This is a genomic window from Streptomyces sp. NBC_00096 (assembly GCF_045041305.1).
In the GTDB taxonomy this organism is placed as follows: domain Bacteria; phylum Actinomycetota; class Actinomycetes; order Streptomycetales; family Streptomycetaceae; genus Streptomyces.
This window is the reverse complement of sequence record NZ_CP108221.1, coordinates 5,165,698-5,190,306: the sequence shown is the minus strand read 5'-3', so window position 1 is coordinate 5,190,306 and position 24,609 is coordinate 5,165,698. Positions and strand designations below refer to the sequence as shown.

The window sequence follows — 24,609 nt, the reverse complement described above, 5'->3', positions numbered from 1 at the left end:
GATGTCACCGTCCAGGGGTCTGGGAGGGCTGGGCACCGGGTACGGGCGAGGCCGGGCCCGGGCCCGACGGGACTGCCGCCGGGGAGCCGGCCGGGCTGGGAACGGACGCGGCGGAAACCGGCGTGGCGGGCGCGGACGCCGGAGGCGACGGCGGAGGCGGCTCCGCCGCGGGGGAGGCGGTGCCCGCGACCTTGCCGTCGGGGCCGATGAAGACCGGGCTCCCGCCGGGCACCAGCCCCAGCTCGTGCGCCCGCCGCTGCAGCGCGTCGGGCGCCGAGTACCCGTCGACGTCCCGCTGCAGCGCCTGCTCCTCGTCCGTGAGCGCGGTGGTCTCCTTCTTCAGCTTGCTCAGCTGGAAGGAGCCCTCGTTCAGCGCGGAGTTCAGCAGCAGCAGGCTGATCAGCCCGCCGCCGAGCAGCGCGACCACCAGCAGGACGAACGGCGTCCGCGCCGCCTGCCCCGCGACCGGTCCCCCCAGCACCCGCCCCAGACGTCTCACAGCCGCGCCTCCCGGATCCGTTCGACCCCGCGGCACCGGGCCGGTGCCGCGCGCCGGTTCTCGGCGATCTCCTCCTCCGTCGGCAGCTCCGCACCGCGCGTCAGCAGCTTCAGCTTCGGCTGGTACTTCTCCGGTACGACCGGCAGCCCGGGCGGGGCCGTGGAGGTGGCGCCGGCGGCGAAGACCTGCTTGACGAGGCGGTCCTCCAGCGAGTGGTACGAGAGCACCGCGATCCGGCCGCCGACCGCGATCCGGTCCACGGCGGCGGGGATCGCCCGCTCCAGTCCGGAGAGCTCGCCGTTGACCTCGATGCGCAGCGCCTGGAAGGTGCGCTTGGCCGGGTTGCCCCCGGTCCGCTTCGCGGCCTGCGGCAGGGAGTCGCGGATCAGTTCGACGAGGCGCGCGCTGTTGGTGAAGGGCTCCTTGACCCGCTCGCGCACCACCGCGGACACGATCCGCTTGGCCTGCTTCTCCTCGCCGTACTGGCGCAGGATCCGGACCAGCTCGCCGGGCGCGTACGTGTTGAGCACCTCGGCCGCGCTGATGCCGGTCGTCTGGTCCATGCGCATGTCGAGCGGCGCGTCCTGCGCGTAGGCGAAGCCGCGGTCGGCCTCGTCCAGCTGCATGGAGGAGACGCCGAGGTCGAAGAGGATGCCCTGCACGGTGGGGATGCGCAGGCCGTCCAGGACCTCGGCCAGGTCGGCGTAGATGGCGTGGACGAGGGTGACCCGGTCCCCGAAGGGCGCGAGGCGCTCCCCGGAGAGGCGCAGGGCCTCCTTGTCGCGGTCCAGGCCGATCAGGTGTACCTCGGGGAACCGGGTGAGCAGGGCCTCGCTGTGGCCGCCGAGGCCGAGGGTGCAGTCGACGACGACGGCCCCGGGCCTCTCCAGTGCCGGGGCCAACAGGTCCAGGCACCGCTGGAGCATCACCGGGACGTGTCGGGACTCGCTAGTCAAAGCGCCCTCTCAGATAACGGCGCGGCAGGCATACGCCGCGCCGCGCACGCGGAGTGTTACCAAAGGGCCGGGCGGCCGGTCAGGGCCGGGCTCCGGCCGGTTCGCGTCACTTTAGTGCAACGGTCGCCGCGGTCAACGAACCGCCCCGCGCGCCGTGCGCCCCTCTGCCACCGAACCGGCAAATGCCGCGAATCACCCGGACGGCCTCCCCCGCCTCACTCCTGTGGGTTAGCTCACAACAGGATGTGGTGACCTTCTTTGTCCACCCTCACTCGATGCTCATACCGCCTGTGACCACTAACGTCGTATCCATGACGACTTCCGTACCCGTGCCTGCCGAGTCCTCCCCCAAGACCCGCAAGACCCACGAGGTCGATGGCGCCCCCTCCGTCACCGACCAGCTCGTGGAGTCGAACCGCGTCTACGCCGCGGAGTTCACCGACCCCGGCATGGACGCCCGCCCCGTCCTCCACGTGGCCGTCGTGGCCTGCATGGACGCCCGGCTCGACCTGCACGCGGCCCTCGGCCTGGAGCTCGGCGACTGTCACACGATCCGCAACGCCGGCGGGGTGGTCACCGACGACACCATCCGCTCCCTCACCATCAGCCAGCGGGCCCTCGGCACCCGCGCGGTGATACTCATCCACCACACCGGCTGCGGACTCGAAAGCCTGACCGAGGACTTCCGGCACGAGCTGGAGGACGAGGTCGGCCAGCGCCCCGCCTGGGCCGTGGAGGCCTTCCGGGACGTGGACCAGGACGTCCGCCAGTCGATGCAGCGGGTGCGCACGAACCCCTTCCTGCCCCACAAGGACGATGTGCGAGGCTTCGTCTTCGACGTGCACACCGGACTCCTGCGGGAGATCGATCCCACCTCGTGAGTGACACCAGGGCCAGGCGCCGTCAAGAATGCGGGGAGACGTCACCCGGAGGCACTCCGGGCCGGTGTCCGCACTCTTGATTTCTGAGGTGTTTCGGGGTGGGCCGGTCATGCGTCATGCGGCGCCGGCCCTGGGAAAAGGGTCGAGGAGAACCAGGTGACCACGTATGACGACCGAGCGAGCCTCGCGGATCTGACGAGCACGGCGCAGCGGGTGCGGGATTCGGTCGAGAGCGTGATCGAGGGCAAGCCGGAGGTGGTCCGCCTCGCGCTGACCGTCCTGCTCGCCGAGGGGCACTTGCTGATCGAGGACGTTCCCGGTGTCGGCAAGACGATGCTGGCCAAGGCGCTCGCCAAGTCCATCGACTGTTCGGTGCAGCGGATCCAGTTCACCCCGGACCTGCTGCCCTCCGACATCACCGGCGTCAGCATCTACGACCAGCAGCGGCGCGAGTTCGAGTTCAAGCCGGGCGCGATCTTCGCGCAGATCGTCATCGGCGACGAGATCAACCGCGCCTCCCCCAAGACCCAGTCCGCGCTGCTGGAGTCGATGGAGGAGCGCCAGGTCACCATCGACGGCACCACGTACACGCTGCCGAGCCCCTTCATGGTGGTCGCCACCCAGAACCCGGTGGAAATGGAGGGCACCTACCCCCTCCCCGAGGCCCAGCGCGACCGCTTCATGGCCCGCGTCTCCGTCGGCTACCCCAGCCCCGAGGCCGAGCTCCAGATGCTCGACGTGCACGGCGGGCTCTCCCCGCTCGACGACCTGACGGCCGTCGCGCACGCCCACGACATCGGCAAGCTCATCGAAGCCGTCCGCGAGGTGTACGTGGCCGAGCCCGTCCGGCGCTACGTGGTCGACCTGGTCTCCGCCACCCGCAGCCACCCGGACCTGCGCCTGGGCGCCTCGCCCCGCGCCACCCTGCACCTGCTGCGCGCCGTGAAGGCCTCCGCCGCCCTGGCCGGCCGGGACTACGTCCTGCCCGACGACGTCCAGGCCCTGGCCGGACCGGTGCTCGCGCACCGGCTGCTGCCCACCGCGCAGGCCCAGCTGAGCCGGCGCACCGCCGAGCAGGTCGTCGCCGACATCCTCCAGCGCACCCCCGTACCGGCCGCGCACGGTCGCGGCGAGATCCCGCCCGGCGCGGGCATCCGGGGCTTCTGATGGCCGCCGGCGCCCCGCACGGCGCGGGCGGCCGGGGTCCGCAGGACGGTGGCGGGCTGCGCGAGTCGCTGGCCGGGCTGACCACCCGCGGCCGTTCCTTCCTGGCCGCCGGGATCGCCGCCGGGCTGTGCGCGTACGTGCTGGGCCAGTCCGAGCTGCTCCGGGTCGGGCTGCTGCTCGCCGTGCTGCCGCTGATCTGCGTCCTCGCCCTGCACCGCACCCGCCACCGGGTGTCCGCCACCCGCCGGCTGACCCCGATGCGGGTGCCCGCGGGCTCCGAGGCCCGGGTGCAGCTGCGGCTCGACAACACCTCCCGGATGCCGACCGGCCTGCTGATGCTCCAGGACCGGGTGCCCTACGTGCTGGGGCCCCGGCCCCGCTTCGTCCTGGACCGGGTGGAGCCGGGCGGCCGCCGCGAGGTGTCCTACCGGGTCCGCTCCGACCTGCGCGGCCGCTACCCACTGGGCCCGCTCCAGCTGCGCCTCACCGACCCCTTCGGGCTGGTCGAGCTGACCCGCTCCTTCTCCGCCTACGACACCCTCACGGTCATCCCGCGCACGGAGCAGCTGCCCCCGGTCCGTCTCACCGGCGAGTCCTCCGGCTACGGCGACGGCAGCCGCCGCTCGCTGGCCCTGGCGGGCGAGGACGACGTGATCCCGCGCGGCTACCGGCGCGGCGACGACCTGCGCCGGGTGCACTGGCGCTCCACCGCCCGCTACGGCGAGCTGATGGTGCGCCGCGAGGAGCAGCCGCAGCGCAGCCGGGCCACGGTGCTGCTGGACACCCGCCGGATCGCCTACGAGGGCGCCGGCCCCGACTCCGCCTTCGAATGGGCCGTCTCCGGCGCCGCCTCGGTCCTGGTGCACCTGCTGGAGCAGGGCTTCTCGGTGCGGCTGCTGACCGACACCGGGGACTGCGTGCCCCGCGAGGGCGGCGGCTTCACCTCCGGCGGGCAGGAGTCCGCGGAGGCGGCGGGGCTGATGATGGACACCCTCGCGGTGGTCGGCCACTCCGACGGCGCGGGACTGTCCCGGGCCTACGACGCGGTACGGAGCAACGGGCTCGGCAGCGGTTTCGGCGGAGCCGGCGGTGACGGGCTCCTCATCGCCTTCTTCGGAGACCTGGACGACGTACAGACCGGACTGGCGGCCAAGATGTGCCGGCGCGGCGCGGGCGCCGTGGCGTTCGCACTGGACTCCGCGGACTGGTCCGGACGGCCGACGGGGCCGGCCGCGGCGGCCGGGCAAGGGCCGTCTGCACTCCAGGAGCGCCTGGTCGGGCTGCGCGACGCGGGCTGGACGGCCCTGGCCGCCCCGCCCGGGGTGGCCTTCGGGGAACTGTGGCGGCAGGCGGGCAACGCCCCGATCGGCACGGTCGGCGGTTCGGGTTCGGCGGGGGGCTGGGGATGAGCGGGCGGGCGAGAGTGACGGTCTTCGCGGCTCTGGCGACGCTGTTCACCGCGTGGTCGCTGAGTCCGCTGGTGGAATCGGGCGGCTGGCTGCCGCAGGCGGCGCTGCTGCTCGCGCTGCAGAGCGCGGTGGGCGCGGGGGCGCGGCGGGTGCCGCTGGCCCGGACGCTGACCGTGGCGGCGCAGCTGCTCGTATCGCTGCTGGCGCTGATGCTGCTGTTCGGCGGGAAGGCGCGGACATCCTCCGGCGACGGGGTGTTCGCGTACCTCGTGACCGACTTCGGCGCGCTGTTCGGCCAGGGCGTCCAGGACGTCAACGAGTTCGCGATGCCCGCGCCCTTGACGGACGGGATCCGGCTGCTGCTGGTGTCCGGGGTGCTGCTGATCGGGCTGCTCGTGGACCTGCTGGCGGTGACGGCGCGGACGGCCGCGGCGGCCGGGCTGCCGCTGCTCGCGCTGTACTCGGTGGCGGCGGGCCTGACGGGCGCCGCCGCCGGCTCGGGCGGCGCCTCCTGGTTCTCGTTCCTGCTGGCGGGCTGCGGCTATCTGCTCCTGCTGCTGGCCGAGGGCCGCGACCGGCTCGCACAGTGGGGCCGGGTCTTCGGCGCGGCCCCGCGCGGCCGGGTGGCGGCCGGGTACTCGGGCGGCGGGCAGGCGCTCGCCCCCGTGCGCACCGGGCGGCGGATCGGCGCGGTCGCGCTGGGTCTGGCGCTCGCGGTGCCGGCGGTGCTGCCCGCGCTGGGCGGCGGGGTCCTGGGCGGGGGCGCCGGGGGCGACGGGGAAGGGACCGGCATCGGCCCGTCCATCCAGGCGGTCAACCCGCTGGTCTCCCTGCAGAGCAGCCTCAACACCCAGGACAACCGGGTGGTGCTGCGGTACCGCACGGACAGCCCGCAGCTGAGCGAGCAGTACCTGCGGATCCTGGCGCTGGACGAGTTCAACGGCATCAAGTGGGAGGCCTCCGGGCGGGCCCTGACGGACGTCCCGAAGCGGCTGCCGAACCCGCCCGGCGTGAGCGGCGACGTACTGGCCGGCGCGACCGAGGTGCAGACGTTCATCTCCTCGGCGCAGACCTACGCCCAGCGCTACCTGCCGATGCCGTATCCGGCGACGGGCGTGGACATCGCCGGGAAGTGGCGGTTCGAGCCGGCCGGCCGCACGCTCGTCGGGGACCAGCTGGGCAAGGACAAGTTCCAGAACGCGCAGGGCGTGCAGTACTCCGTGCGGAGCCTGCTGCTCAATCCGACGGCGGACCAGCTGAAGAAGGCGCCCGCGCCGAACCCGGAGATCGCGGCCGAGTACACGAAGGTGCCGGACAACCTCCCGGCGGTCGTCGCCCAGACGGCCCGCGAGGTCACGCGCGGCGCGAAGGACGACTACACGGCGGCGGTCCGGCTCCAGGACTACTTCGCGGTGAGCGGCGGGTTCCGCTACGACACGAAGGTGTCCTCGGGTACGGGTTCGGCGGCCATCGCCCGGTTCCTCGCCGACAAGGAGGGCTTCTGCGTCCACTTCGCCTTCTCCATGGCCTCGATGGCGCGCACGCTGGGCATCCCGGCGCGGGTGGCGGTCGGGTTCACGCCCGGGGAGAAGCAGTCGGACGGCGTGGTCAACGTGTCGATGCGGGACGCGCACGCCTGGCCGGAGCTGTACTTCGAGGGCGTGGGCTGGACCCGCTTCGAGCCGACGCCCCGATCGGGCATCACGGTGCCGGACTACAGCCGGCCCACCACCCCGCAGCCCCTGCCGACCGCTCCGACGGCGGCCCCGTCCGCGAGTGCGGCGCAGCCCTCGGCCGGGCCCTCGAAGGCGGAGGACTGCCCGCCGGACCAGAAGAAGCTGGGCGAGTGCGGTCCGGCCGCGGCCCGGCGCGACGCCGGTTCCGGGAGCGGCGGTCCCTCGGCGGCCACCGTCCTGGCCTGGACGGCGGGCGGCGTGGCCCTGCTGGTCCTGCCGGTGCTCCCGTTCCTGTGGCGCCGGCGGCTGCGGGCGCGGCGGCTGGGCTCGGGGCAGGTGCTGTCCGCCTGGCGGGAGCTGGGTGACTCGGCGTGGGACGTCGGGATCGCCCCGGACGAGGCGCTGTCCCCCCGGGGGGCCGCGGACCGGGTGGTCTCGCTCGGCCGGCTGGAGCCCGCCGCGGCCGATGCCGTACGCCGGGTCTCCGGTGCGGTGGAGCGTGCGCTGTACGCTCCGCCGGGTGCGGGGCACTCGTACGTGGAGCTGGCGGCGGACGTCCTGCTGGCCCGGGGCGGGCTGCTCTCGGGGGTATCCCGGCCCGCCCGGCTGCGGGCCCTGTTCTTCCCCCGCTCGGCGGCGCGCCTGCGCTGGGCCTGCGCGGCCCGCTGGGCGGCGCTCACCGCCCGCGCGGCGTCAGCCACGGGCCGCCTGCGGGCCCGGCTCCCTGCGCGGAGCCGCGGCTGACAGCGAGGGCCCATCCAGCCCCGCCGGCGTTTGGGGCGCGGGGTCCGGGGCGGAGCCCCCGGACGCGGCGCGGCACCGGACACAGAGGCGGCCGGTGCCGGGGCTCGATCCCCCCGAGCCCCGGCACCGGCCGCCGCGAGAGACCCGGCCGCACCTGCCGCCCCGTGCCGGCGGTGCGGGCCGGGTCCCTGTCCGTAGCCCCCAGTGTGGTGTCCCCGCAGGCCGGGGCCATCCGCGCACGTACTCATTTCCGTGCCTAGGTACGGATACTCATCCGCCCCACCATTTCTACGCGGCCCCGCCACCCCCGCGGCACCGCCGATCGGGGGTCACGTGTCAGCGGTTCCCGCTGACCCGCCCCCGCAGCAGCAGTGACAGCGCCGAGTGCACGTCGTCCAGCGACCGCTCGCTCTGGAAGGACTGCCAGTCCAGGGCGGCCACCAGCACCATCCCCACCATCGCGGCGGCGGTCAGCGGCACGTCGATCTCCGCGCTGAGCTCACCCCGCTCCACGCCTTCCCGCAGCACCGTCTCGACGACGGCGACCACCTCCCGCCGGACGACCATCAGCGTGGACTGCCAGGTCCGGTTGGTCCGCCACAGCTCGGCGACGTAGAGCTGGGTGAAGGCCGGGTACCGGTCGATGAACACCAGGCCGGCCCGGATCATCTCGTCGAGCGCCTCGACCCGGGTCCCGCCCCTGGCCTCGGTGGATTCAGCCGCCGTCCGCAGGGATTCGGTCAGCAGCCCGACGCCGTGCCGCAGCAGCTCCTCGAAGAGGTCGTTCTTGCTGGCGAAGTTGTAGTAGACGGTGCCCTTCGCGACGCCCGCCCGCTCCGCGATCTCGTCGACCGTGGTCGCCGAGAAGCCCTGCTCCGCGATGAGGGTGACGGCCGCTTCGTAGAGCTTCTGCCGTGTGGCCTGGCGGCGGCTTCCGCCGCCGCCCGCGGCCGTACCGGTGCTGCTGCTTTCCATGGCGCTGATTCTCACAGTTCGACCCGCCCCCACGGCCTACAGACTCAGTTCCGGATGCAGTCGGTCCATCGTCCACACCTGCTTGCCGCGGGCGGCGAGGGCGGTGAGGGCGAGGGCGCCCGCGGTGAAGGCGGCCAGGACGGCGCAGCCCTGCCAGACCGGCGCGAGGTCCCCGCCGGTGATCAGGCGCCGCAGGCTCTCGACCACGTAGGACATCGGCAGGTAGGGGTGGATGGCGTTGAAGAAGCCGGGGCTGGTCTGGACGGGGTAGGTGCCGCCCGCCGAGGTCAGCTGGAGCATCAGGACGGCCAGCACCAGGATCCGTCCGGCGGCGCCGAACTTGGCGTTGAGCCACTGGACGATCGCGGCGAAGCAGCCGGTGACCAGCATCAGGAAGGCGACGGTGAGCGCCGGCCGGGCCATCTGCAGGCCGAGTCCCCAGTGGAGTACGGACATCAGCGCGCCGACCTGCGCGGCGCCGAGCCCGGCCACCGGCAGCCAGCCGGCGAAGGCGATCCGCCAGGGCGAGGCGCCCGCGGCCAGGGCCCGCCGGTTGAGCGGTGCGATCAGCATGTAGGCGACCATCGCGCCGACCCAGAGGGAGAGCGGGATGAAGTACGGGGCGAAGCCGGTTCCGTAGTTGGGCGCCTTGTGCAGGGACTGGTTGGCGAGCCGCACGGGGTCGGCCATGACCTCGGTGCGGGTGTCGCGCTGCGTCTGGTCGTAGTCGGGGATCTTCCCGGCTCCGTCGTGCAGGCCGCCGGCCAGTTCGCCGTTGCCGTCCACGAGCTTGACCAGGCCGCCGTCGAGGCTGTGCGCGCCGTCGCCGAGCTTGCCGACGCCCGTGCCGATGGCGCCGGAGCCCTCGGTGGCGGAGCCGATGCCGGTGTGCAGCTGGGCCATTCCGGTGGCCACCTTGTGGGCGCCGGTGTTGAGGGCGTTCACCTGGGAGACCGCCGAGTCGAGGTCCGCGGAGAGGCCGGGGGCCTTCGTGGCGAGGAGGCGGGCGGCCGTCTCGAGGTCGGTCAGTTGCGTGTGGAGCTTGCCGAGGTCGCCGTTGGCGTTCTTGACGAGGGTGTTGACGTCTCCGGTCAGCCGGGCGGCTTCGGCGGCGTCTTCCTTGATCTGCTGCAGCCGCGGGCAGGTGACCGGGACCGGCTTGGCGCCGCTGGTGCACATCTCCGCGTAGACGTTGGCGGTGTCGGTGGCGACGCGCTGGCTGATGGTGGCGGCGGCCGGGGCGTGCTCGGCGAAGTCCTGGAGGTGCTTGTCGACGACCTGGGCGGTGTCGGCGACGAGTCGGGCGCTGTCCGCGAGCTGCTTGGGGTCCTTGAGGAAGGGCCGGGCCTTCTCCGCGACGCCGCCCACCTTGTCGGCGAGCTGCTGGGTGCCGTCCGCGACGCCCTGCGAACCCGTTTCCAGCTGTGCGGCGGCTCCGTTCAGCTTCTTCAGGCCGCCGGTGAGCTCGCCGTTCTTCTCCTTCGCCGTGTCCAGGCCCTCGGCGAGGTCCTTGGCGCCCTTCTGGGCCTTGCCCGCGCCGTCGGTGAGCTTGTCGGCCCCGTCGGCGGCCTCGGCGGTCTTGCCGTGGAGGTCGGAGAAGTTGACGAAGATCTTGTCGAGGAAGCCGCGGGAGGCGTTGGTGGACGCCGCCGAGCGGACCTCGGCGAAGACGGTGCGCGAGATCGAACCGACGATGTAGTTGTTCGCGTCGTTGGTGCGGACCTGGAGGGCTCCGGTGGCGGGGTCCGCGCCGGAGCTGGAGGCTATCTTCGAGCTGAAGTCGGCGGGCATGGTGAGGGAGAGGTAGTAGGTGCCGTTCTCCAGCCCCTTGGCCGCCTCCTCGGCGCTCACCTCGCGCCAGTCGAAGGTCTTGCTGGCGCGCAGTTTGCGGGTGATCTCACCGCCGGCGTCGATCCGCTTGCCGTCGACGGTGGTGCCCCGGTCGGAGTTGACGAGGGCGACGGGCACCTTGTCGAGGCGGCTGTAGGGGTCCCAGAAGGACCACAGGTACAGCGCTCCGTAGAGCAGCGGCAGCAGGAGCAGCGCGACGAGGGCGGCCCGGGGCAGCTTCCCCCGCCCGAACCGCTTCAGCTCAAGCGCGGCCAGTTTCGGCGAGCGCATCGTCGTCCCCCTTCGTGTCGTGCGTGCTGTCGGTGCTGTCGGTGCCGGCCGCTTCGGCGGTGTCGGCGGTGCTGTCGGTGCCGGCCGCTTCGGCGGTGTCCGCCGCCCCGGCGGTGACGGCCGTGCCCTGCTTGCCGGTGCTCCCGGTCCCCCCGGCGCCCCAGGTGATCCTGGAGTCCATGGGCCGGGGCACGGCGGCGGCCTGACCGGTCGCCGGCTCCTCGGTGGCGGTGGCGGCCGGGACGGTCCGCAGGACCGTCACGTCGGCCGGGGCCTCGCTGCACACCGCGAGGACGGTGGTCCCGCGGGCGGCGAGGGAGCGGAGCAGGTCCCAGGCCTCGGCGCGCTCGGCGTCCGAGAGCTTGAGGTCCAGGTCGTCCAGGGCCAGCAGGCGCGGCGAGCCGAGCAGTGCGATGGCCACCGACAGGCGTACGGATTCCAGCCGTTCCAGGTCCCGTACGGAGGTGCGCGGTCCCTTGGGCAGGGTCGCGAGGTCCAGTCCGGCGGCGGCCAGCGCGGCCTCGATCCGGGCCGCGGTGGAGGTGCGGCGCTCGCCGCGCGGGCGGAGCAGGGCCCGGACCGGGCCGTCGTAGCGGCGCTGGAGCAGGGCGCCCTCGCGCAGTTGCTCGGTGACGGTGAGGGCCTGGTCGAGGTCGTTGACCCCGGGTACCGGGCCGAGGGCGGCGATGCGGCGGACCGCGGCCATCCTCTTCGGCAGCCGGTGGCGGCCGACTTCGGCGTGGCCCTCGGTGGGCTTCATCCGGCCGGTGAGCGCGAGGAGCAGGCAGGTCCGTCCGCTGCCGGACGGGCCTTCGACCGCGATGAGCGAGCCGGGCGCCGCGTCGACCCCGACACCCCGGAACACCCAGCCGCGCGGGCCCTTGAGTCCGAAGTCCTCGGCTTTGACGGCCGCGCCGTGCGGGCTGTCCACGCCGTCCCCCTTCTTTTGAACTGACCGGTCAGTTCAAAAACTAGCATCCCAGATGACATCCGGTGCGCATCGGGGGGCAGTTGTCTGGATCAGACCCTGACATTCGGCGTGAAATAGCAGGTCAGCGCGATTGTCAGTGGGGGACGTCACGATGGGGACACGCAATGACAGCACAACCCGTACGAACGAAGCGATATCAGGCAGCGCGAAGCGCACGCAACGACAGGAGGTTCGTCATGGCCACACCGTCCCCGTCCCCTGTCCACCCCGTCCCGCGGAAGTCGGCGGCACCCCCCGCCGCACTCGACCTGCTCGCCAAGGCCCACCAGGGCCTGACCGAAGCCGCCCGGCTGACCCGGTCCAACGAGCGGTACGCCACTGCCCATCTCGCCGCGCTGCGCGCCGCCGCGGCCGTGCTCGCCGCGCGCGGGCGGCCCGAGCCGGTGACCCCGCGGCGCAGGCCCCGGATCCGCAGCGCGTGGGAGGTGCTCCCGGAGATAGCTCCCGAACTGGCCGAGTGGAGCGCGCTCTTCGCCTCCGGCGCGGCCCGCCGGGCGCGGGCCGAGGCGGGCATAGAGGGCGCGGCGACCGGCCGGGACGCGGACGATCTGGTGCGTGCCGTCGAGATGTTCCTGCGCCTGGTGGAGCGGATGCTCTCGCTCCGCCCGGTGTTGCCGTCCGGAGCGGCGCGGGCCCTTCCACTGCCCCGCGCGGAGCGTCCGGACGCGGGATGACCTGCCCGGCAGCCGGAGGCCATAGGGTGGGCACGGACCGCTCACCCTCCCCCGGCTGCCGCCCGGAGGTGCCCCCTACGCCGAGGAGCCATCAGCCGTGTCGGACACTTCCCGCCCCCGCGCCTCCCTCCGCACCGCCGTGGTGTGGGAGGTCCTCAAGGAGGCGCTCGACCGCCGGGTGAAGGCGACCGGGCGGGACGTGCTGGACGTGCTGGACACGGGCGGCGGCACCGGCAAGTTCGCCGTGCCGGTGGCCCGCCTCGGCCACCGGGTCACCGTGGTCGACCCCAGTCCGAACGCGCTGTTCGGGCTGGAGCGCCGGGTCTCCGAAGCCGGCATGGCCGACCTGGTCCGCGGCGTGCAGGGCGACGCCCAGGGCCTGCTCGACGTGGTCGAGCGCGACGCGTACGACGTGGTGGTCTGCCACGGCGTACTGGAATACGTGGACGACCCGGCCGAGGGCGTGGCCAACGCGGTGGCGGCCCTGCGTGCCGGCGGCATCCTCAGTCTGCTCGGCGCCGGACTCGGCGGGGCCGTCCTCGCCCGCGCACTGGCCGGGCACTTCACCGAGGCCCGTACGGCGCTCACCGACCCGGCCGGCCGCTGGGGCGCGGGCGATCCGGTACCGCGCCGCTTCACCGCCGAGCAGCTCACCGCGCTGGTCGGCGGGGCCGGTCTGGAGGTCGGCGCCGTGCACGGCGTCCGGATCTTCGCCGACCTCGTGCCGGGTGTTCTGGTGGACACCGAGCCGGGCGCGGTCGAGGCCCTGCTGCGCCTGGAAGAGGCCGCCGCGGAGCTTCCCGCCTTCCACGCGGTCGCCACCCAGCTGCACGTCCTCGGCGAGAAGCCCGCCTGATCTGCGAACCTTCCGGGAACGCGGTGCGCCACTCACCCTCCGAACCGGCGTCGTGACCCGTATGATCGGGGTCAGCCACCGGCATGCCGAGCTGGCCTCTGGGGAATAACGCCCTCAGCGGCCGTCGACACGGTCGGCCGGCGGCTCTGAGACAGCGCTGCGCTTTCCCCAGGCAGTACGTTTTAAGTGCAGTGTTTTTTTAGAACGTGGCGTAGAGGGCGGGTATCACGGGGGCGATTCCCCGCCTATCCTGAAGGGGACCCCTGGTCGCTACCCCCCGCGACCGACGGATGAGGAGGACTCCCGTGCCGCTCTCGGAGCACGAGCAGCGAATGCTCGAGCAGATGGAGCGAGCGCTGTACGCCGAAGATCCCAAATTCGCTACAGCGCTTGAGGGAAGCGGACTGCGCACGTACACCCGGCGACGGGTCTACCAGGCAGTCGCAGGCATTGTGGTGGGTATCGCGCTCCTCATGACCGGTGTGATCGTGCCGAACGTGCTCTGGATCAGCGTGGTGGGATTCCTCGTCATGCTGGGCTGTACGGTTCTCGTGGTCACCGGTTGGCGCAAGGCACCCAAGCCTGGTGAACAGCCCGCCTCCGGTAGTGCAGGCGGTTCGGCCCAAGGGCAGAACCGGCAGCGTCGGTCGATGATGACCCGCATCGAGGAACGGTGGCAGCGCCGCCGTGACGAACAGGGGCAGTAGACCCTGCTGACAGAACTCGGGTGAGGGGACGGCCGCCGGAAGGCGGCCGTCCCCTCACTGCTCTTTTCCTGCCGGATCCCCCGTTGTGCGACATGATGATCAGGTGAGTGTGCTCCCCCTGGTCTTCACCAGCGGCTGGGCCAGTGGGATCAACGCGTACGCCGTGGTCCTCCTGCTCGGCATCTTCGGCGCGACCGGACTGACCGACGAGGTCCCCGCGTCGCTGCAGCGCACCGACGTGCTGATCGTCGCGGCGGTCCTGTTCCTCTGCGAAGCGGTGGCCGACAAGATCCCGTACGTGGACTCCCTCTGGGACACCGTCCACACCGTGATCCGCCCGGTGGCCGGAGCCGTGGTCGGAGCGCTGCTGGCCGGGCAGAGCGGCTCGCTCTCCGACATCGCCGCCGGTGCGGTCGGCGGTTCCACCGCACTGGCCAGCCATTTCGTCAAAGCCGGCACGCGCATGGCGATCAACACCTCGCCGGAGCCGTTCAGCAACATCGCCATGAGCACCGCCGAGGACCTCGGCGTGGGCGGGATCGTCACCTTCGCGATGTTCAATCCGCAGGCCGCCGCGATCATCTGCGCCGTCCTGCTGATCATCGGACTCGCCCTGCTGATCTACCTCTGGACCCGGATCCGCCGCTTCCTGCGCCGCCGGGCCCAGCGCCGCGAGGAGAAGCGGCTCGCCTCCGAGGTCGCCCGCGTCGCTCGGTAGGCTCAGCCGCATGGCACGAATTGCGGTGATCGGCGCCGGGATGGGCGCGATGGCGACGGCGGCACGGCTGGCCGTGGCGGGACATCAGGTGACGGTGTACGAGCGCGGGACGACCTACGGCGGCGCCGTCGGCCGGTTCGAGCGCGACGGCTTCGTCTTCGACACCGGCCCCGGACTCGTGCACCTGCCCGCCGTCTACCGCGACCTGTTCGTCAAGACCGGCAAGCGGCCGCTGGAGGAGTGCGCCGAGCTGGTCCAGATCGACCCCGCCGTCCGGTACGTGCTGGCGGACGGCCGTACGGTCACCCTCCCCGGCGGCTCGCACGGCGGCGCCGCGGCCGCCGCCGACGCGGCCTTCGGGCCGGGCTCCGGGGAGCGCTGGAGCGCTCTCCTGGGCCGCGCCCGGGACGCCTGGGACGCCACCCGCCGCCCTCTGCTCGAGGAGCCGCTGCGCCCCGACCGGGAGGCGCTGGGCCGCGACCCGTACCCCGCGCTGCGCGGGAGCGGTCTGCTGCGCCGCCGCCCGCCGACCCTGGCCGAGGTCGCCGCGCGCGAGCTCGGCGGGGACGGCCTCGGCGAGCTGCTCACCGCGCGCGTGCGGGCGTACGGGATCGATCCGGCGACCGCGCCCGCCTCCGCGGCGGTGCTGCCCTACATGGAGCAGACCTTCGGCAGCTGGTACGTGCGCGGCGGGGTCCGGGAGCTGGCCACCGCCCTGTACGAGCGCTGCCTGGAGCGGAAGGTCACCTTCGAGTTCGGTGCGCGGGTGGCGGAGGTGCTCGTGCGCGAAGACCGCGCGGCCGGGCTCCGGCTGGCCGACGGCACCGAAGTGACGGCCGACAGCGTGGTCTGCGCGGTCGACCCCCGGCAGCTGCGGGTCCCGCCCACCGGGGAGTCCGCGCCCGCCCGTACGGAATCCGCCCGCTGGTACACCCTGTTCGCCGCCCTGCGCGGGGTCCGCGAAGCCGGCGCCGCGCACCGCACGCTGCTCGGCCCGGTCACCGTGCTGCGGCCCGACGACGCCGCCACCCGCCCCGACGCGGACCACGAGGCGGTCACGGTGCACGCCGTGGTGACGGACGGGCCGGCGCCCGGGCCCTCGGCGCAGGACCTGCTGGCAGCGGCCGCGCGGGCCGTCCCCGGGCTGCGGGAGCGGCTGCTGTGGCACGAGCTGCGCACCCCGGACGACGTCGGGGCGGCCACGGGTTCCCCGGAGGGCCGGGTCCCCGCGCCCTCGCTGGCCGGGGCCGGGGGCCGGTTCCTCCACCCGGCGAACGCCACCGCCGTGCCGGGGCTGTACCTGGCGGGCGGCTGGGCGCACCCGGGCGGCGGACTGGCGCACGCCGGGATGACGGGGGCCCTGGTGGCCGGGCTGATCGTGGAGGGCGCCGACTTCCGCGGCTCCCGGTAGCCGCCGCGGGCCCGGCAAGATCCGAAAGAGACGGCCTAGTAGCGGTACTGCTCGTACTCGCCCGTGCCCTGCTGGGGGTACGGGTACGGCTGCTGCTCCTCCGCCGGGTAGGGCTGGTTCGCGTCGCGCTGGTGCGGGACCCAGACTCCGCCGGGCGGGGTGTCCATGGAGTACTGCTCCTGCTGGCGCGCGGCCGCGTACGGGTCCGGGGCGTAGCCCTCGTAGGGGGCCGGGTAGCCGTAGGACGGCTGCGGGGCGACCGTGCCGCCGGTGCCGATGTACGGGTCCGAGTAGGCGGCGTAGACCTGTTGTTCGCCGGGTGCCGGGTAGCCGGTGGTGTAGTAGTCGTAGCCGTTCTGGCCCTGCGGGTCGTAGTAGGCCGCGTACTGGTGGCCGTCCTGCTCGGCCGGGGCGAAGGCGGGGGCGAAGGACGGGGCGAACGGCGCGTCGAACGGCGTGTCGAAGGCGGTGGGCTCGGGCGCGGGTCCCGCGGGGTGGAACCGCTGCTCCCCGCTGTCACCGGAGCCGGAGGCAGAGCCGGAGGCGGAGCCGGACGCGGCGTACTCGTCGTAGTCCTCGCCGTCGACCGCGTCTGGCCCGTACTCCAGGGCCGTCACCTCGAGGGCCGGCTCCGGGCGCGGTCCGCCCGCTCCGCGGCGCCGCCGGCTCTGCGCGGGCGCGGGCTCGGCGGCCTTGCGCCGGCGCAAGGCCCAGCCGGCCTCGAAGCCCTTGCGGAAGGAGAGGGTCACGAGCGTCTGGCCGATCGCGAACGCGATGGCGCCCGCACCGATGACGGGCACCGACGGCAGGACGACGCCGGCGACCACGCCGACGAAGCCCGTGAAGGCGAGCAGGCGCCAGCGCAGCCGGGCCTTGTACTGCATCAGGACCTCGGCAAGCAGCCACAGCGCGACGAATCCGAACGCGATGTAGAGGACCGTCATTCCCATGCGTGGCCCCTCTCGGTACGGCCGATCGCCAGGGAACGGGGTCGGCCGGTCAGGCCCGCTGGTGCAGGCCCAGGTTCTCGTAGATCTCGAGGGTCGCCGTGGAATTGTTCAGCGTGATGAAGTGCAGCCCCGGGACACCCTCGGACAGCAGCCGCGCGCAGAACTCCGTGGCGAACTCGATGCCAATGGAGCGTACAGCGGCCGGATCGTCCTTGACGGCGAGCATGCGCTCTTTCACCGCATCAGGGAAGACCGCGGTGCTGAGTTGCGGCAGCCGGTCCAGCTGCTTGATCCCCACAACAGGCATGACCTCGGGGATGATCGGGGTGTCGCAGCCGGCCTTCTCGACGCTGTCGCGCAGCCGCAGATAATTCTCCGGATGGAAGAACATCTGGGTGATCGCATAGTCGGCGCCCGCGCGGCACTTGTCCACGAAGTGCCGGATGTCCGTGTCCCAGTCGTCGGAGCGGGGGTGCATCTCCGGGAAGGCCGCGACGCCGACGCAGAAGTCGCCCGACTCCTTCACCAGGCGGACCAGGTCCGCGGCGTAGTGCACGCCCTCGGGGTGTGCCACCCACTCCCCCATGGGGTTGCCCGGCGGGTCTCCGCGCACGACGAGCATGTTCCGGATCCCGGCGTCGGCGAACTGGCCGATGACGTTGCGCAGCTCGGCGACCGAGTGGTCGACCGCGGTGAGGTGCGCGACCGGGGTCAGCGTGGTGTCCGAGGCGATCTGCTCGGTGGCCCGGACGGTGCCGCCGCGGGTGGAGCCGCCGGCTCCGTAGGTGACGGAGACGAAGCTGGGGGCCACCGCCTCGACCCGGCGCAGCGCGTTCCAGAGGTTGCGCTCGCCCTTCTCGGTCTTGGGTGCCCAGAACTCGAAGGAGTACGAGCGCCCGGACGCGAGGAGGTCTCGGACCGTGTGTGCACGATCCGACCAGGTGGAAGCGTTACCAAGGGCCATACGGGCAGGTTAGACGCGCACTGTTGCTCACCGAAGCGGTGTCCACGTATTGGACGCGGAAATGAGACAACGGGCGGGCGGCCCCGGTGGCCGGCAAGATCCGGAAGACACGGCCTAGCCGAGGCGGGCGCGGATCCGCTTGGCGAGGTCGGAGGCGGCGGCGCCGGGGTCGGAGGCCTCGGTGAGGGCCCGTACGACCACGACGCGGGAGGCACCGGCGTCCAGTACCTCGTCCAGATTCCCCGCGTCGATCCCGCCGATGGCGAACCACGGCCGGTCCTGCGCGAGGGAGGCCGCGTGCCGGACGAGCCCGAGTCCGGGGGCGTGGCGGCCGGGCTTGGTGGGGGTGGGCCAGCAGGGGCCGGTGCAGAAGTAGTCCACGCCCGGCTCGGCCGCGGCCGCGTCGACCTCGGCCTCGGAGTGGCAGGAGCGGCCGATGAGGACCTCCCGGCCGAGGATGGCGCGGGCGGCGGGCACCGGGATGTCGCCCTGCCCGAGGTGCAGGACGTCCGAGCCGATGGCGTGCGCGACGTCGGCGCGGTCGTTGACGGCGAGCAGCTTTCCGTGGCGGCGGGCCGCCTCGGCGAAGACCTGGAGGTGTTCCAGTTCCTCGCCCGCCTCCATGCCCTTGTCTCGGAGCTGGATGATGTCCACGCCGCCGGCCAGGACCGCGTCCAGGAACCTGGGGAGGTCGCCCTGCCGCTTGCGTGCGTCCGTGCACAGGTAGAGCCGGGCGTCGGACAGCTGGGCGGCGATGGCGGACATGGGTACCCCCGGGGTGGTGTGTCTCGTACGTACGCGGTGTGCGGGCCCCCGGCAGGGGCCCGCACACCGCGTGTGGCGTTGCGCTGTTTGTACGTCTCTTGCCTCGTGGAAGGCGGAGTCAGCTCGGGTGGAGCCGGCTCGAGGGGAGTCGGCTCGGGTGGAGTCGGCTCAGATGGCGAGCGCCTGAGCGCGGCGCTTCACCTCCGTGCCGCGATTCTCGCTCAGCGCCTGCACCGGGGTGCCCGGCAGGGTGTCATCGGCGGTGAACAGCCACTCCAGGATCTCCGTGTCGGTGAAGCGGTCGTCGCGGAGCACGGTCAGCAGGCCGACGAGCCCCTTGACGATCTTGTCCCCGTCGATGAAGGCGGCGGGCACCTGGAGGGAGCGGTTCTCGCCGCGGCGCACCGCGAGCAGCTGCCCTTCCTTGACCAGCTGGCGAACCTTGGTCACTTCGATGTCGAGCATCTCCGCGATGTCGGGGAGGTACAGCCAGGCGGGAACAAGGGCATCGATCTTTGCGTCAATCTCGGTCACGGGCACAAGCCTGCCATCTCGGACTCGCTGCCGGTACCCGAGCGGCCCCGTCCGGGGTCCGGCCCGGTCCCCGCCGGGCCCCTCCGGCCGCCGGGAGGGGCCCTCCGGGCGGTCGCCGGGGCCCGGGCGGCCGGTGGCGGGGCCTGGTGGTGGGGCCTGGTGGTGGGGCCTGGTCGTGGGGCCCGGTGGTGGGGCTCTGGGGCGCGGCGGGCGGCCCTAGGGGCCCGGCGGGCGGGCGGTGGTGGGGACCGGTGGGGACCGGGCCCGCCTCGGATCCCCGTCGGATCCCCGTCGGATCCCCGTCAGAGTCTCCGTCGGATCCCCGTCAGATCCCCGTCGCCTTCAGGGCGACGGCCGGGTCCGCGATCTTCGCCGGATCCACCTGCACGCCCGATTCGATCAGGCGCCGTCCCTGGGCCAGGTCGCGCGGGCGGCCCACCGCGAGGACCGCGGCCAGCCGGCCGTCCCGCAGCCAGCACACCGACCAGGTCTCGGCCGTCGGGTCGCCGCGCCACAGCAGCGTGTCCGAGTCCCCGTGGTGGCCCGCGTACTGCACGAAGCGGCCGAACTGCTCCGACCAGAAGTACGGGACCGGGTCGTAGACCTGCTCCCCGGAGCCCCCGGCCACGATGTCGGCCGCCACCACGCGCGGCCCCTGCAGCGCGTTGTCCCAGTGGTGCACCAGGAGCCGGGCCCCGTAGCGCCCCGAGGGGAACGAGGCGCAGTCCCCCACCGCGTGGACCCCGGGCACCGAGGTGCGCAGCCGCTCGTCCGCGACGACCGCGCCGTCCGGGCCGAGCTCCACGCCCGATCCCGCCAGCCAGTCCGTCGCCGGCCGGGCGCCGACGCCCACCACGACCGCCCCGGCCGACAGGCTCCGCCCGTCGGAGAGCAGGATCCGGCCCGCCTCCACGGCGGCCACCCGCGCGCCGGTCAGCAGGGAGGCGCCCGCCTGTTCGTACCAGCGCCCCATCGGCTCGGCGACCTCCGCCGGCAGCGCGCCCGCCAGGACCCGGTCGGCCGCCTCGACCACCGTCACCTCGCAGCCCGCCCCGCGCGCCGCCGTGGCGAACTCCGCGCCGATCCACCCCGCGCCGACGACCACCACCGCCGAGCCGGCCGCCAGCACGGGCCGCAGCCGGGCCGCGTCGTCGAGCGTGCGCAGCAGGTGCACGCCCGGGACGCCCTCCGCGCCGGGCAGGGTCAGCGGCCGGGCGCCCGTCGCCAGTACGAGTACCCCGTACGGGACCGGGCCGGCCTCGGTGTCCACCTCGCGGTCCGCGGCCCGCAGTCCGGTGACCTCGACCCCGAGCCGGAGCTCGATGCCGAGCTCCTCGAAGTCGACGTCGAAGGCCGAGTCCTCGGCCTTGCCGAGGAGCACCGCCTTGGACAGCGGGGGCCGGTCGTAGGGCTGGTGGGGTTCGGCGCCCAGCAGGGTGACGGGGCCGGTCCAGCCCTGTTCCCGGAGGGCGACCGCGGTCTGGACCCCGGCCATTCCGGCGCCGACGATGACGACGCCGCGCTGAAGATCTTCCGTCTGTTGCGTCTGCTCGCTCACGCGGCCCAGCCTAATCATCTGACGGTCCGTCAGGAATAGCAGGTGGGCACCGGCCGGTCACCGAGCGGGGACCGGGACCGGGGAGGCAGCCTTACCGGCTGTCGGCCACGGCGTTACTCTGGCCACCGTACCTATCGCGGGAGTCCGGGCGCACCGGGCTGAGAGGGAGGCTGGCCGGCCTCCGACCGTACGAACCTGATCCGGGTCATGCCGGCGAAGGGAGGGGCTGGACGCCCATGCATTCATCCAGGAAGAGCCGGAGTCCCGGCTACGACGTCCTCGTCATCGGGGGCGGCATCATCGGCCTGGCCACCGCCTGGCGCGCGGCCCGGCTCGGGCTGCGCACCGCACTGGCCGACCCGGCGCCCGGCGGCGGCGCCGCCCAGGTCGCGGCCGGCATGCTGGCCGCCGTCACCGAGCTGCACTACGGCGAGGAGACCCTGCTCGGGCTCAACGTCGCCTCCGCCGCCCGCTACCCGCGCTTCGCCGCCGAACTCGCCGAAGCCAGCGGCGGCATGGACATCGGCTACCGCGCCTGCGGCACCCTCGCCGTCGCCCTCGACGCCGACGACCGGCTCCACCTGCGCGAACTGCACGCCCTCCAGCGCCGCTGCGGCCTGGAATCGGAGTGGCTGACCGGCCGCGAGTGCCGCCGGCTGGAGCCGATGCTGGCTCCCGGGGTGCGCGGCGGCCTGCGCGTGGACGGCGACCACCAGGTCGACCCGCGCCGGCTCGCGGCCGCCCTGCTGGCCGCCTGCGAACGGGCCGGGGTCGTCCTGCACCGCGCGCGGGCGGCGCGGCTGCTGACCAACGCCGACCGGGCCCGCGGCGCCGTCCTCGACGATGCGGACGCCACGGAGCTGGGCGCCGACCAGGTGGTCCTGGCCGCGGGCTCGCTCAGCGGCCGGCTGGACGGGGTACCGCCGGAGGTCGTGGCCCCCGTACGCCCGGTGAAGGGGCAGGTGCTGCGGCTCGCCGTGCCGCCGTCGTACGCGCCGTTCCTGTCGCGGACCGTACGGGCCGTCGTACGCGGCAGCCAGGTCTACCTGGTGCCGCGCGAGAACGGCGAACTCGTCATCGGCGCCACCAGCGAGGAACTCGGCTGGGACACCACCGTCACCGCGGGCGGGGTCTACGAGCTCCTGCGCGACGCCCACGAACTGGTGCCCGGCATCACCGAACTCCCGCTGGTGGAGACCCGGGCCGGACTGCGACCCGGCTCCCCGGACAACGCCCCGCTGCTCGGCCCCACCGACCTCCCGGGGCTGCACCTGGCCACCGGGCACTACCGCAACGGGGTCCTGCTGACCCCGCTGACCGGGGACGTCATGGCGGAGCTGCTGACCACCGGCGAACTGCCGGAGATCGCCCGCCCCTTCACCCCGCGCCGTTTCGCCCTCACGCGTCAGGACTCGTACGCATGACCAACTCCGCCTCCGCATCCGGATCCGTCACCGTCTCCGTCTCCGTCAACGGCGAGCCGCGCGAGATCGCCGCCGGGACCATGCTCGCCGCCGTGGTCGCCACCCTCACCCAGGCCACCAAGGGGGTCGCGGCGGCCCTCAACGAGACCGTGGTGCCGCGCGGCCAGTGGTCCTGCACCGCCGTGGCCGACGGCGACCGCGTCGAGGTCCTCACCGCGGTCCAGGGAGGCTGAGCGGCATGGCCGACGACGTCTTCACCCTGGGCGGCCGGACCTTCTCCTCGCGCCTGATCATGGGCACGGGCGGGGCGCCGAGCCTGGACATCCTGGAACGGGCGCTGGTCGCGTCCGGTACGGAACTCACCACGGTCGCGATGCGGCGCCTCGACCCGACGGTCCAGGGATCGGTCCTCTCCGTCCTGACCGGGCTCGGGATCGCGGTACTGCCGAACACCGCGGGCTGCTTCACGGCGGGCGAGGCGGTGCTCACCGCCCGCCTGGCCCGGGAGGCCCTCGGCACGGACTGGATCAAGCTGGAGGTCGTCGCGGACGAGCGGACGCTCCTGCCGGACGGGGTCGAGCTGCTCGACGCCGCGGAGATCCTGGTCGACGAGGGGTTCACGGTCCTCCCCTACACGAACGACGACCCGGTGCTGGCACGGAAGCTGGAGGACGTCGGCTGTGCGGCGATCATGCCGCTGGGGTCTCCGATCGGCTCGGGCATGGGCATCCGCAACCCGCACAACTTCGAGCTGATCGTGGAGCGGGCCGGCGTGCCGGTCATCCTGGACGCGGGGGCCGGGACGGCCTCGGACGTGGCCCTGGCCATGGAACTGGGCTGCGCGGCGGTGATGCTGGCATCGGCGGTGACGCGGGCGCAGGCGCCGGTGCTGATGGCTGCGGCCATGCGGGACGCCGTCTCGGCGGGCCGCCTGGCACACCGCGCGGGCCGCATCCCCCAACGCCGCTTCGCGGACCCCTCCTCCCCCACGGAGGGCCGCGCCACCCTGGACCCGGAGCGGCCGGCGTTCTGAGGGGGCGGGTTCCCCGGGGGGGTACGGGCCCTCGTGGATGCGGGGCCCTCGCCCCCTCGAGCCCCACCCCGGCCCGGTGGCTGCCCACCGCCCCCTTCGGCGCCCGGGCGGGGCCGGGGGAAGGGCGGCACCCGGGCCGGCCGGAAGCGAAGGAGGGTTTGGGGTTTTCCGTCAGCCTCATCGTCCTTCCGTGGCGGGCCGGCCTGTCAAGGGCGCTCACTGCGTTCGCGTCGCTACGCGACGGCCTTCGGCCGCCCTTGACAGACCGGCCCGCCACGGAAAAACGAAGACTGGCGGAAAACCCCAAAAGAACGGGCCGGTCAGAAGGACACGGACGGGCCCATCAGGGACGTCCGACCCCGCTACGCGTAAGGGCAGGCCCCGGCCCGGGCGGCCATGCGGCCCAGTCGGAGACCACGCGCGCATCAGATCGCTACACGCTTCCCACCCGTGGCGTCCGCGGCCCGTCTGGGGCTGATGCCTCGATCCCCGATCTCACGGCGCGGTGCGGTGCGGTGCGGTGCGGAGATTGCGTCCGTTGACCGAGTGCCGCCGCGTCGTGGCGGTCATGCGAGGCTGTCCGTGCGCTCTGAGATTGAAGTCGTTGCGGTTCTCGCCCAGCAGACTGGCAACGCCTCGGGCGGCTTCGATCTGCTGCCGTGTCGAGGCCCTCTCACCCGACGGGCGTGCACGAGTGCCCAGCACGGAGAGGTGTTGAGGTGTGGGCTCGTTGTTCTCGACGTGCTGCAGGAGGGCGCTGACCGCCGTGGCGGCCAGGCGCTTCAGATGAACGAAGGGGTGGCAGAGGCGGTAGATCCCGGCGAAGACGCCGAGGGTAAGGGAATCCGGCCTGAAGTCCTGGCGAGGGTTCAGGAGAACATCGAGCGCAGAGTGCCCGGAGAGCACCATGCAAGCCTGATCGAGATCTTTCGTGTCTGGTTCGGACGTCCTCTCGGCCTCTGCCGGGGCGGGGAACGGCACGCCAAGGCCGTCAGCGAGGAGCCGCAGCACGTCCAGGCGGTTCACCGGCTGAATGCCCCGCTCGACCTGGGACAGCCAACTCGCCGTACGGCCGATGGCCGTGGCGAATTCCTCCTGGGTCATGCCCTTCTGCTTGCGCAGACCGGCCACTCGCGCGCCGCTCCTCGGAACTCACTGCTGCGCTGCCACCTTCCCGGCGGTCACGTCGAGGAACGTGACCTCGACACCGGCAAGGTACTGCTCCCGTTCGGCGAGGAAGTGCTTCGTGTGCGGCTGCGCCTCGTGGACGTCGAACGCGGTGCGATCTGCATACAGCTCGTAGAACACCCGCACCAGAGGTTCGCCCTCCGGTACGTGCACCACGTAGGCCAGCGTGCCCGGCTCAGCGCTCTTGATGCCCTCCAGGGTGGCTGCACACAGCTCGTCGAATGCCGTCGCGGCTTCCTGGTCGCGCAGCGAGAAGCGCACGACCAGGCCGAATCCCTCGCTCATACGTGCTCCTTTCGAGTCGCGGCCAGTCTCGCCGATACGCAGAAATGCTGCGAGTAACCGCGTCCGCGACATCGCTTTGGTGAGGGTGGGCTTTAGACCTGGGCTTCAGACGGCCGTCGGACG

At 73.2% G+C, this 24,609-nt stretch carries 24 protein-coding genes and 1 riboswitch; of the genes, 12 read left to right on the top strand and 12 right to left on the bottom strand.

Annotated features, from left to right (window positions below):
* Window positions 1-4: 4 nt before the first annotated feature.
* The gene (locus OG904_RS22890; RefSeq protein ID WP_405493833.1) at window positions 5-499 is read right to left on the bottom strand and encodes a hypothetical protein; all 495 of its coding nucleotides are present in this window, start codon (window positions 497-499) and stop codon (window positions 5-7) included.
* Window positions 496-1,425 (bottom strand): 16S rRNA (cytosine(1402)-N(4))-methyltransferase RsmH, encoded by a 930-nt coding sequence (rsmH, locus tag OG904_RS22885; protein WP_405498204.1) that lies wholly within the window; start codon window positions 1,423-1,425, stop codon window positions 496-498. The genes OG904_RS22890 and rsmH overlap by 4 nt, the downstream gene beginning before the upstream one ends.
* A gap of 341 nt (window positions 1,426-1,766) precedes the next feature.
* On the opposite strand from rsmH, the gene OG904_RS22880 reads away from it, so the two are divergent.
* The 4 genes from OG904_RS22880 (at window position 1,767) to OG904_RS22865 (ending at window position 7,332) form a co-directional block, all read left to right on the top strand.
* Window positions 1,767-2,336, top strand: a complete 570-nt coding sequence (locus OG904_RS22880; protein ID WP_405493831.1) for a beta-class carbonic anhydrase — start codon at window positions 1,767-1,769, stop codon at window positions 2,334-2,336.
* A gap of 156 nt (window positions 2,337-2,492) precedes the next feature.
* On the top strand, window positions 2,493-3,503 hold the full coding sequence (locus tag OG904_RS22875) for an AAA family ATPase (protein WP_405493829.1): 1,011 nt from the start codon (window positions 2,493-2,495) through the stop codon (window positions 3,501-3,503).
* Window positions 3,503-4,912 (top strand): DUF58 domain-containing protein, encoded by a 1,410-nt coding sequence (locus tag OG904_RS22870; RefSeq protein WP_405493827.1) that lies wholly within the window; start codon window positions 3,503-3,505, stop codon window positions 4,910-4,912. The genes OG904_RS22875 and OG904_RS22870 overlap by 1 nt, the downstream gene beginning before the upstream one ends.
* Window positions 4,909-7,332: a transglutaminaseTgpA domain-containing protein gene (locus OG904_RS22865; protein WP_405493825.1), complete on the top strand. Its 2,424-nt coding sequence runs from the start codon at window positions 4,909-4,911 to the stop codon at window positions 7,330-7,332. Before OG904_RS22870 ends, OG904_RS22865 begins: the two co-directional genes overlap by 4 nt.
* A 336-nt stretch (window positions 7,333-7,668) precedes the next feature.
* Here the strand turns inward: OG904_RS22865 and OG904_RS22860 are convergent, their stop codons facing one another.
* The 3 genes from OG904_RS22860 to OG904_RS22850 are packed head-to-tail and all read right to left on the bottom strand — an operon-like array spanning window position 7,669 to window position 11,359.
* A complete protein-coding gene (locus OG904_RS22860; protein ID WP_405493823.1) occupies window positions 7,669-8,307 on the bottom strand; it encodes a TetR/AcrR family transcriptional regulator in 639 nt (212 codons plus the stop codon).
* A gap of 36 nt (window positions 8,308-8,343) precedes the next feature.
* A complete protein-coding gene (locus OG904_RS22855; RefSeq protein WP_405493821.1) occupies window positions 8,344-10,428 on the bottom strand; it encodes a YhgE/Pip family protein in 2,085 nt (694 codons plus the stop codon).
* Entirely contained in the window at window positions 10,400-11,359 is a 960-nt protein-coding gene (locus OG904_RS22850) for an ATP-binding cassette domain-containing protein (protein ID WP_405493819.1), read from the bottom strand. The genes OG904_RS22855 and OG904_RS22850 overlap by 29 nt, the downstream gene beginning before the upstream one ends.
* A gap of 236 nt (window positions 11,360-11,595) precedes the next feature.
* On the opposite strand from OG904_RS22850, the gene OG904_RS22845 reads away from it, so the two are divergent.
* The 5 genes from OG904_RS22845 to OG904_RS22825 all read left to right on the top strand — a co-directional run bounded on the left by OG904_RS22845 (window position 11,596) and on the right by OG904_RS22825 (window position 15,785).
* The gene (locus OG904_RS22845) at window positions 11,596-12,093 is read left to right on the top strand and encodes an SAV_6107 family HEPN domain-containing protein (RefSeq protein ID WP_405493817.1); all 498 of its coding nucleotides are present in this window, start codon (window positions 11,596-11,598) and stop codon (window positions 12,091-12,093) included.
* A 97-nt stretch (window positions 12,094-12,190) separates the two neighbouring features.
* Entirely contained in the window at window positions 12,191-12,949 is a 759-nt protein-coding gene (locus OG904_RS22840; protein ID WP_405493815.1) for a class I SAM-dependent methyltransferase, read from the top strand.
* 305 nt (window positions 12,950-13,254) lie between these two features.
* Entirely contained in the window at window positions 13,255-13,656 is a 402-nt protein-coding gene (locus tag OG904_RS22835; RefSeq protein WP_405493813.1) for a DUF3040 domain-containing protein, read from the top strand.
* Between the two features lie 103 nt (window positions 13,657-13,759).
* Complete coding sequence (locus OG904_RS22830; RefSeq protein WP_405493811.1) at window positions 13,760-14,374, top strand: DUF4126 domain-containing protein; 615 nt, start codon at window positions 13,760-13,762, stop codon at window positions 14,372-14,374.
* 10 nt (window positions 14,375-14,384) lie between these two features.
* Window positions 14,385-15,785, top strand: coding sequence for a phytoene desaturase family protein (locus tag OG904_RS22825; protein WP_405493809.1), 1,401 nt, complete (start codon window positions 14,385-14,387; stop codon window positions 15,783-15,785).
* Between the two features lie 35 nt (window positions 15,786-15,820).
* Here the strand turns inward: OG904_RS22825 and OG904_RS22820 are convergent, their stop codons facing one another.
* From OG904_RS22820 to OG904_RS22800, 5 genes are all read right to left on the bottom strand, one after another.
* Window positions 15,821-16,735, bottom strand: a complete 915-nt coding sequence (locus OG904_RS22820) for a hypothetical protein (protein ID WP_405493807.1) — start codon at window positions 16,733-16,735, stop codon at window positions 15,821-15,823.
* Window positions 16,736-16,784: 49 nt separating this feature from the next.
* Window positions 16,785-17,699 carry a methylenetetrahydrofolate reductase [NAD(P)H] gene (gene metF, locus OG904_RS22815; RefSeq protein WP_405493805.1) on the bottom strand — a complete coding sequence of 305 codons (915 nt, stop codon included), beginning with the start codon at window positions 17,697-17,699 and terminating at the stop codon, window positions 16,785-16,787.
* A 114-nt stretch (window positions 17,700-17,813) separates the two neighbouring features.
* On the bottom strand, window positions 17,814-18,464 hold the full coding sequence (gene thiE / locus OG904_RS22810; protein WP_405493803.1) for a thiamine phosphate synthase: 651 nt from the start codon (window positions 18,462-18,464) through the stop codon (window positions 17,814-17,816).
* Window positions 18,465-18,632: 168 nt separating this feature from the next.
* Entirely contained in the window at window positions 18,633-18,998 is a 366-nt protein-coding gene (locus OG904_RS22805) for an Rv2175c family DNA-binding protein (protein WP_405493801.1), read from the bottom strand.
* A 325-nt stretch (window positions 18,999-19,323) separates the two neighbouring features.
* Window positions 19,324-20,556 (bottom strand): NAD(P)/FAD-dependent oxidoreductase, encoded by a 1,233-nt coding sequence (locus OG904_RS22800; RefSeq protein WP_405493799.1) that lies wholly within the window; start codon window positions 20,554-20,556, stop codon window positions 19,324-19,326.
* Window positions 20,557-20,682: 126 nt separating this feature from the next.
* Window positions 20,683-20,795: riboswitch (TPP riboswitch) on the top strand.
* Here OG904_RS22800 and thiO point away from each other — a divergent pair.
* The 3 genes from thiO to OG904_RS22785 all read left to right on the top strand — a co-directional run bounded on the left by thiO (window position 20,793) and on the right by OG904_RS22785 (window position 23,013).
* On the top strand, window positions 20,793-21,980 hold the full coding sequence (thiO, locus tag OG904_RS22795) for a glycine oxidase ThiO (RefSeq protein ID WP_405493797.1): 1,188 nt from the start codon (window positions 20,793-20,795) through the stop codon (window positions 21,978-21,980). (Overlaps the previous riboswitch by 3 nt.)
* Complete coding sequence (gene thiS / locus OG904_RS22790; RefSeq protein WP_405493795.1) at window positions 21,977-22,213, top strand: sulfur carrier protein ThiS; 237 nt, start codon at window positions 21,977-21,979, stop codon at window positions 22,211-22,213. The genes thiO and thiS overlap by 4 nt, the downstream gene beginning before the upstream one ends.
* Before the next feature lie 5 nt (window positions 22,214-22,218).
* Entirely contained in the window at window positions 22,219-23,013 is a 795-nt protein-coding gene (locus OG904_RS22785) for a thiazole synthase (RefSeq protein ID WP_405493793.1), read from the top strand.
* Window positions 23,014-23,508: 495 nt separating this feature from the next.
* Here OG904_RS22785 and OG904_RS22780 read toward each other — a convergent pair whose 3' ends face one another.
* Entirely contained in the window at window positions 23,509-24,144 is a 636-nt protein-coding gene (locus tag OG904_RS22780; protein WP_405493791.1) for a helix-turn-helix domain-containing protein, read from the bottom strand.
* A 21-nt stretch (window positions 24,145-24,165) separates the two neighbouring features.
* Window positions 24,166-24,486 (bottom strand): putative quinol monooxygenase, encoded by a 321-nt coding sequence (locus OG904_RS22775; protein ID WP_405493789.1) that lies wholly within the window; start codon window positions 24,484-24,486, stop codon window positions 24,166-24,168.
* Between the last annotated feature and the right edge of the window lie 123 nt (window positions 24,487-24,609).

Coding starts and splice junctions, on each gene's coding strand:
- metF (WP_405493805.1), bottom strand. CDS start 17,699: ATGGCCCTTGGTAACGCTTCCACCTGGTCGGATCGTGCACACACGGTC.
- OG904_RS22775 (WP_405493789.1), bottom strand. CDS start 24,486: ATGAGCGAGGGATTCGGCCTGGTCGTGCGCTTCTCGCTGCGCGACCAG.
- OG904_RS22845 (WP_405493817.1), top strand. CDS start 11,596: ATGGCCACACCGTCCCCGTCCCCTGTCCACCCCGTCCCGCGGAAGTCG.
- OG904_RS22860 (WP_405493823.1), bottom strand. CDS start 8,307: ATGGAAAGCAGCAGCACCGGTACGGCCGCGGGCGGCGGCGGAAGCCGC.
- OG904_RS22825 (WP_405493809.1), top strand. CDS start 14,385: ATGGCACGAATTGCGGTGATCGGCGCCGGGATGGGCGCGATGGCGACG.
- OG904_RS22870 (WP_405493827.1), top strand. CDS start 3,503: ATGGCCGCCGGCGCCCCGCACGGCGCGGGCGGCCGGGGTCCGCAGGAC.
- OG904_RS22820 (WP_405493807.1), bottom strand. CDS start 16,735: ATGGGAATGACGGTCCTCTACATCGCGTTCGGATTCGTCGCGCTGTGG.
- OG904_RS22855 (WP_405493821.1), bottom strand. CDS start 10,428: ATGCGCTCGCCGAAACTGGCCGCGCTTGAGCTGAAGCGGTTCGGGCGG.
- OG904_RS22865 (WP_405493825.1), top strand. CDS start 4,909: ATGAGCGGGCGGGCGAGAGTGACGGTCTTCGCGGCTCTGGCGACGCTG.
- OG904_RS22880 (WP_405493831.1), top strand. CDS start 1,767: ATGACGACTTCCGTACCCGTGCCTGCCGAGTCCTCCCCCAAGACCCGC.
- thiS (WP_405493795.1), top strand. CDS start 21,977: ATGACCAACTCCGCCTCCGCATCCGGATCCGTCACCGTCTCCGTCTCC.
- thiO (WP_405493797.1), top strand. CDS start 20,793: ATGCATTCATCCAGGAAGAGCCGGAGTCCCGGCTACGACGTCCTCGTC.
- thiE (WP_405493803.1), bottom strand. CDS start 18,464: ATGTCCGCCATCGCCGCCCAGCTGTCCGACGCCCGGCTCTACCTGTGC.
- rsmH (WP_405498204.1), bottom strand. CDS start 1,425: ATGCTCCAGCGGTGCCTGGACCTGTTGGCCCCGGCACTGGAGAGGCCC.
- OG904_RS22785 (WP_405493793.1), top strand. CDS start 22,219: ATGGCCGACGACGTCTTCACCCTGGGCGGCCGGACCTTCTCCTCGCGC.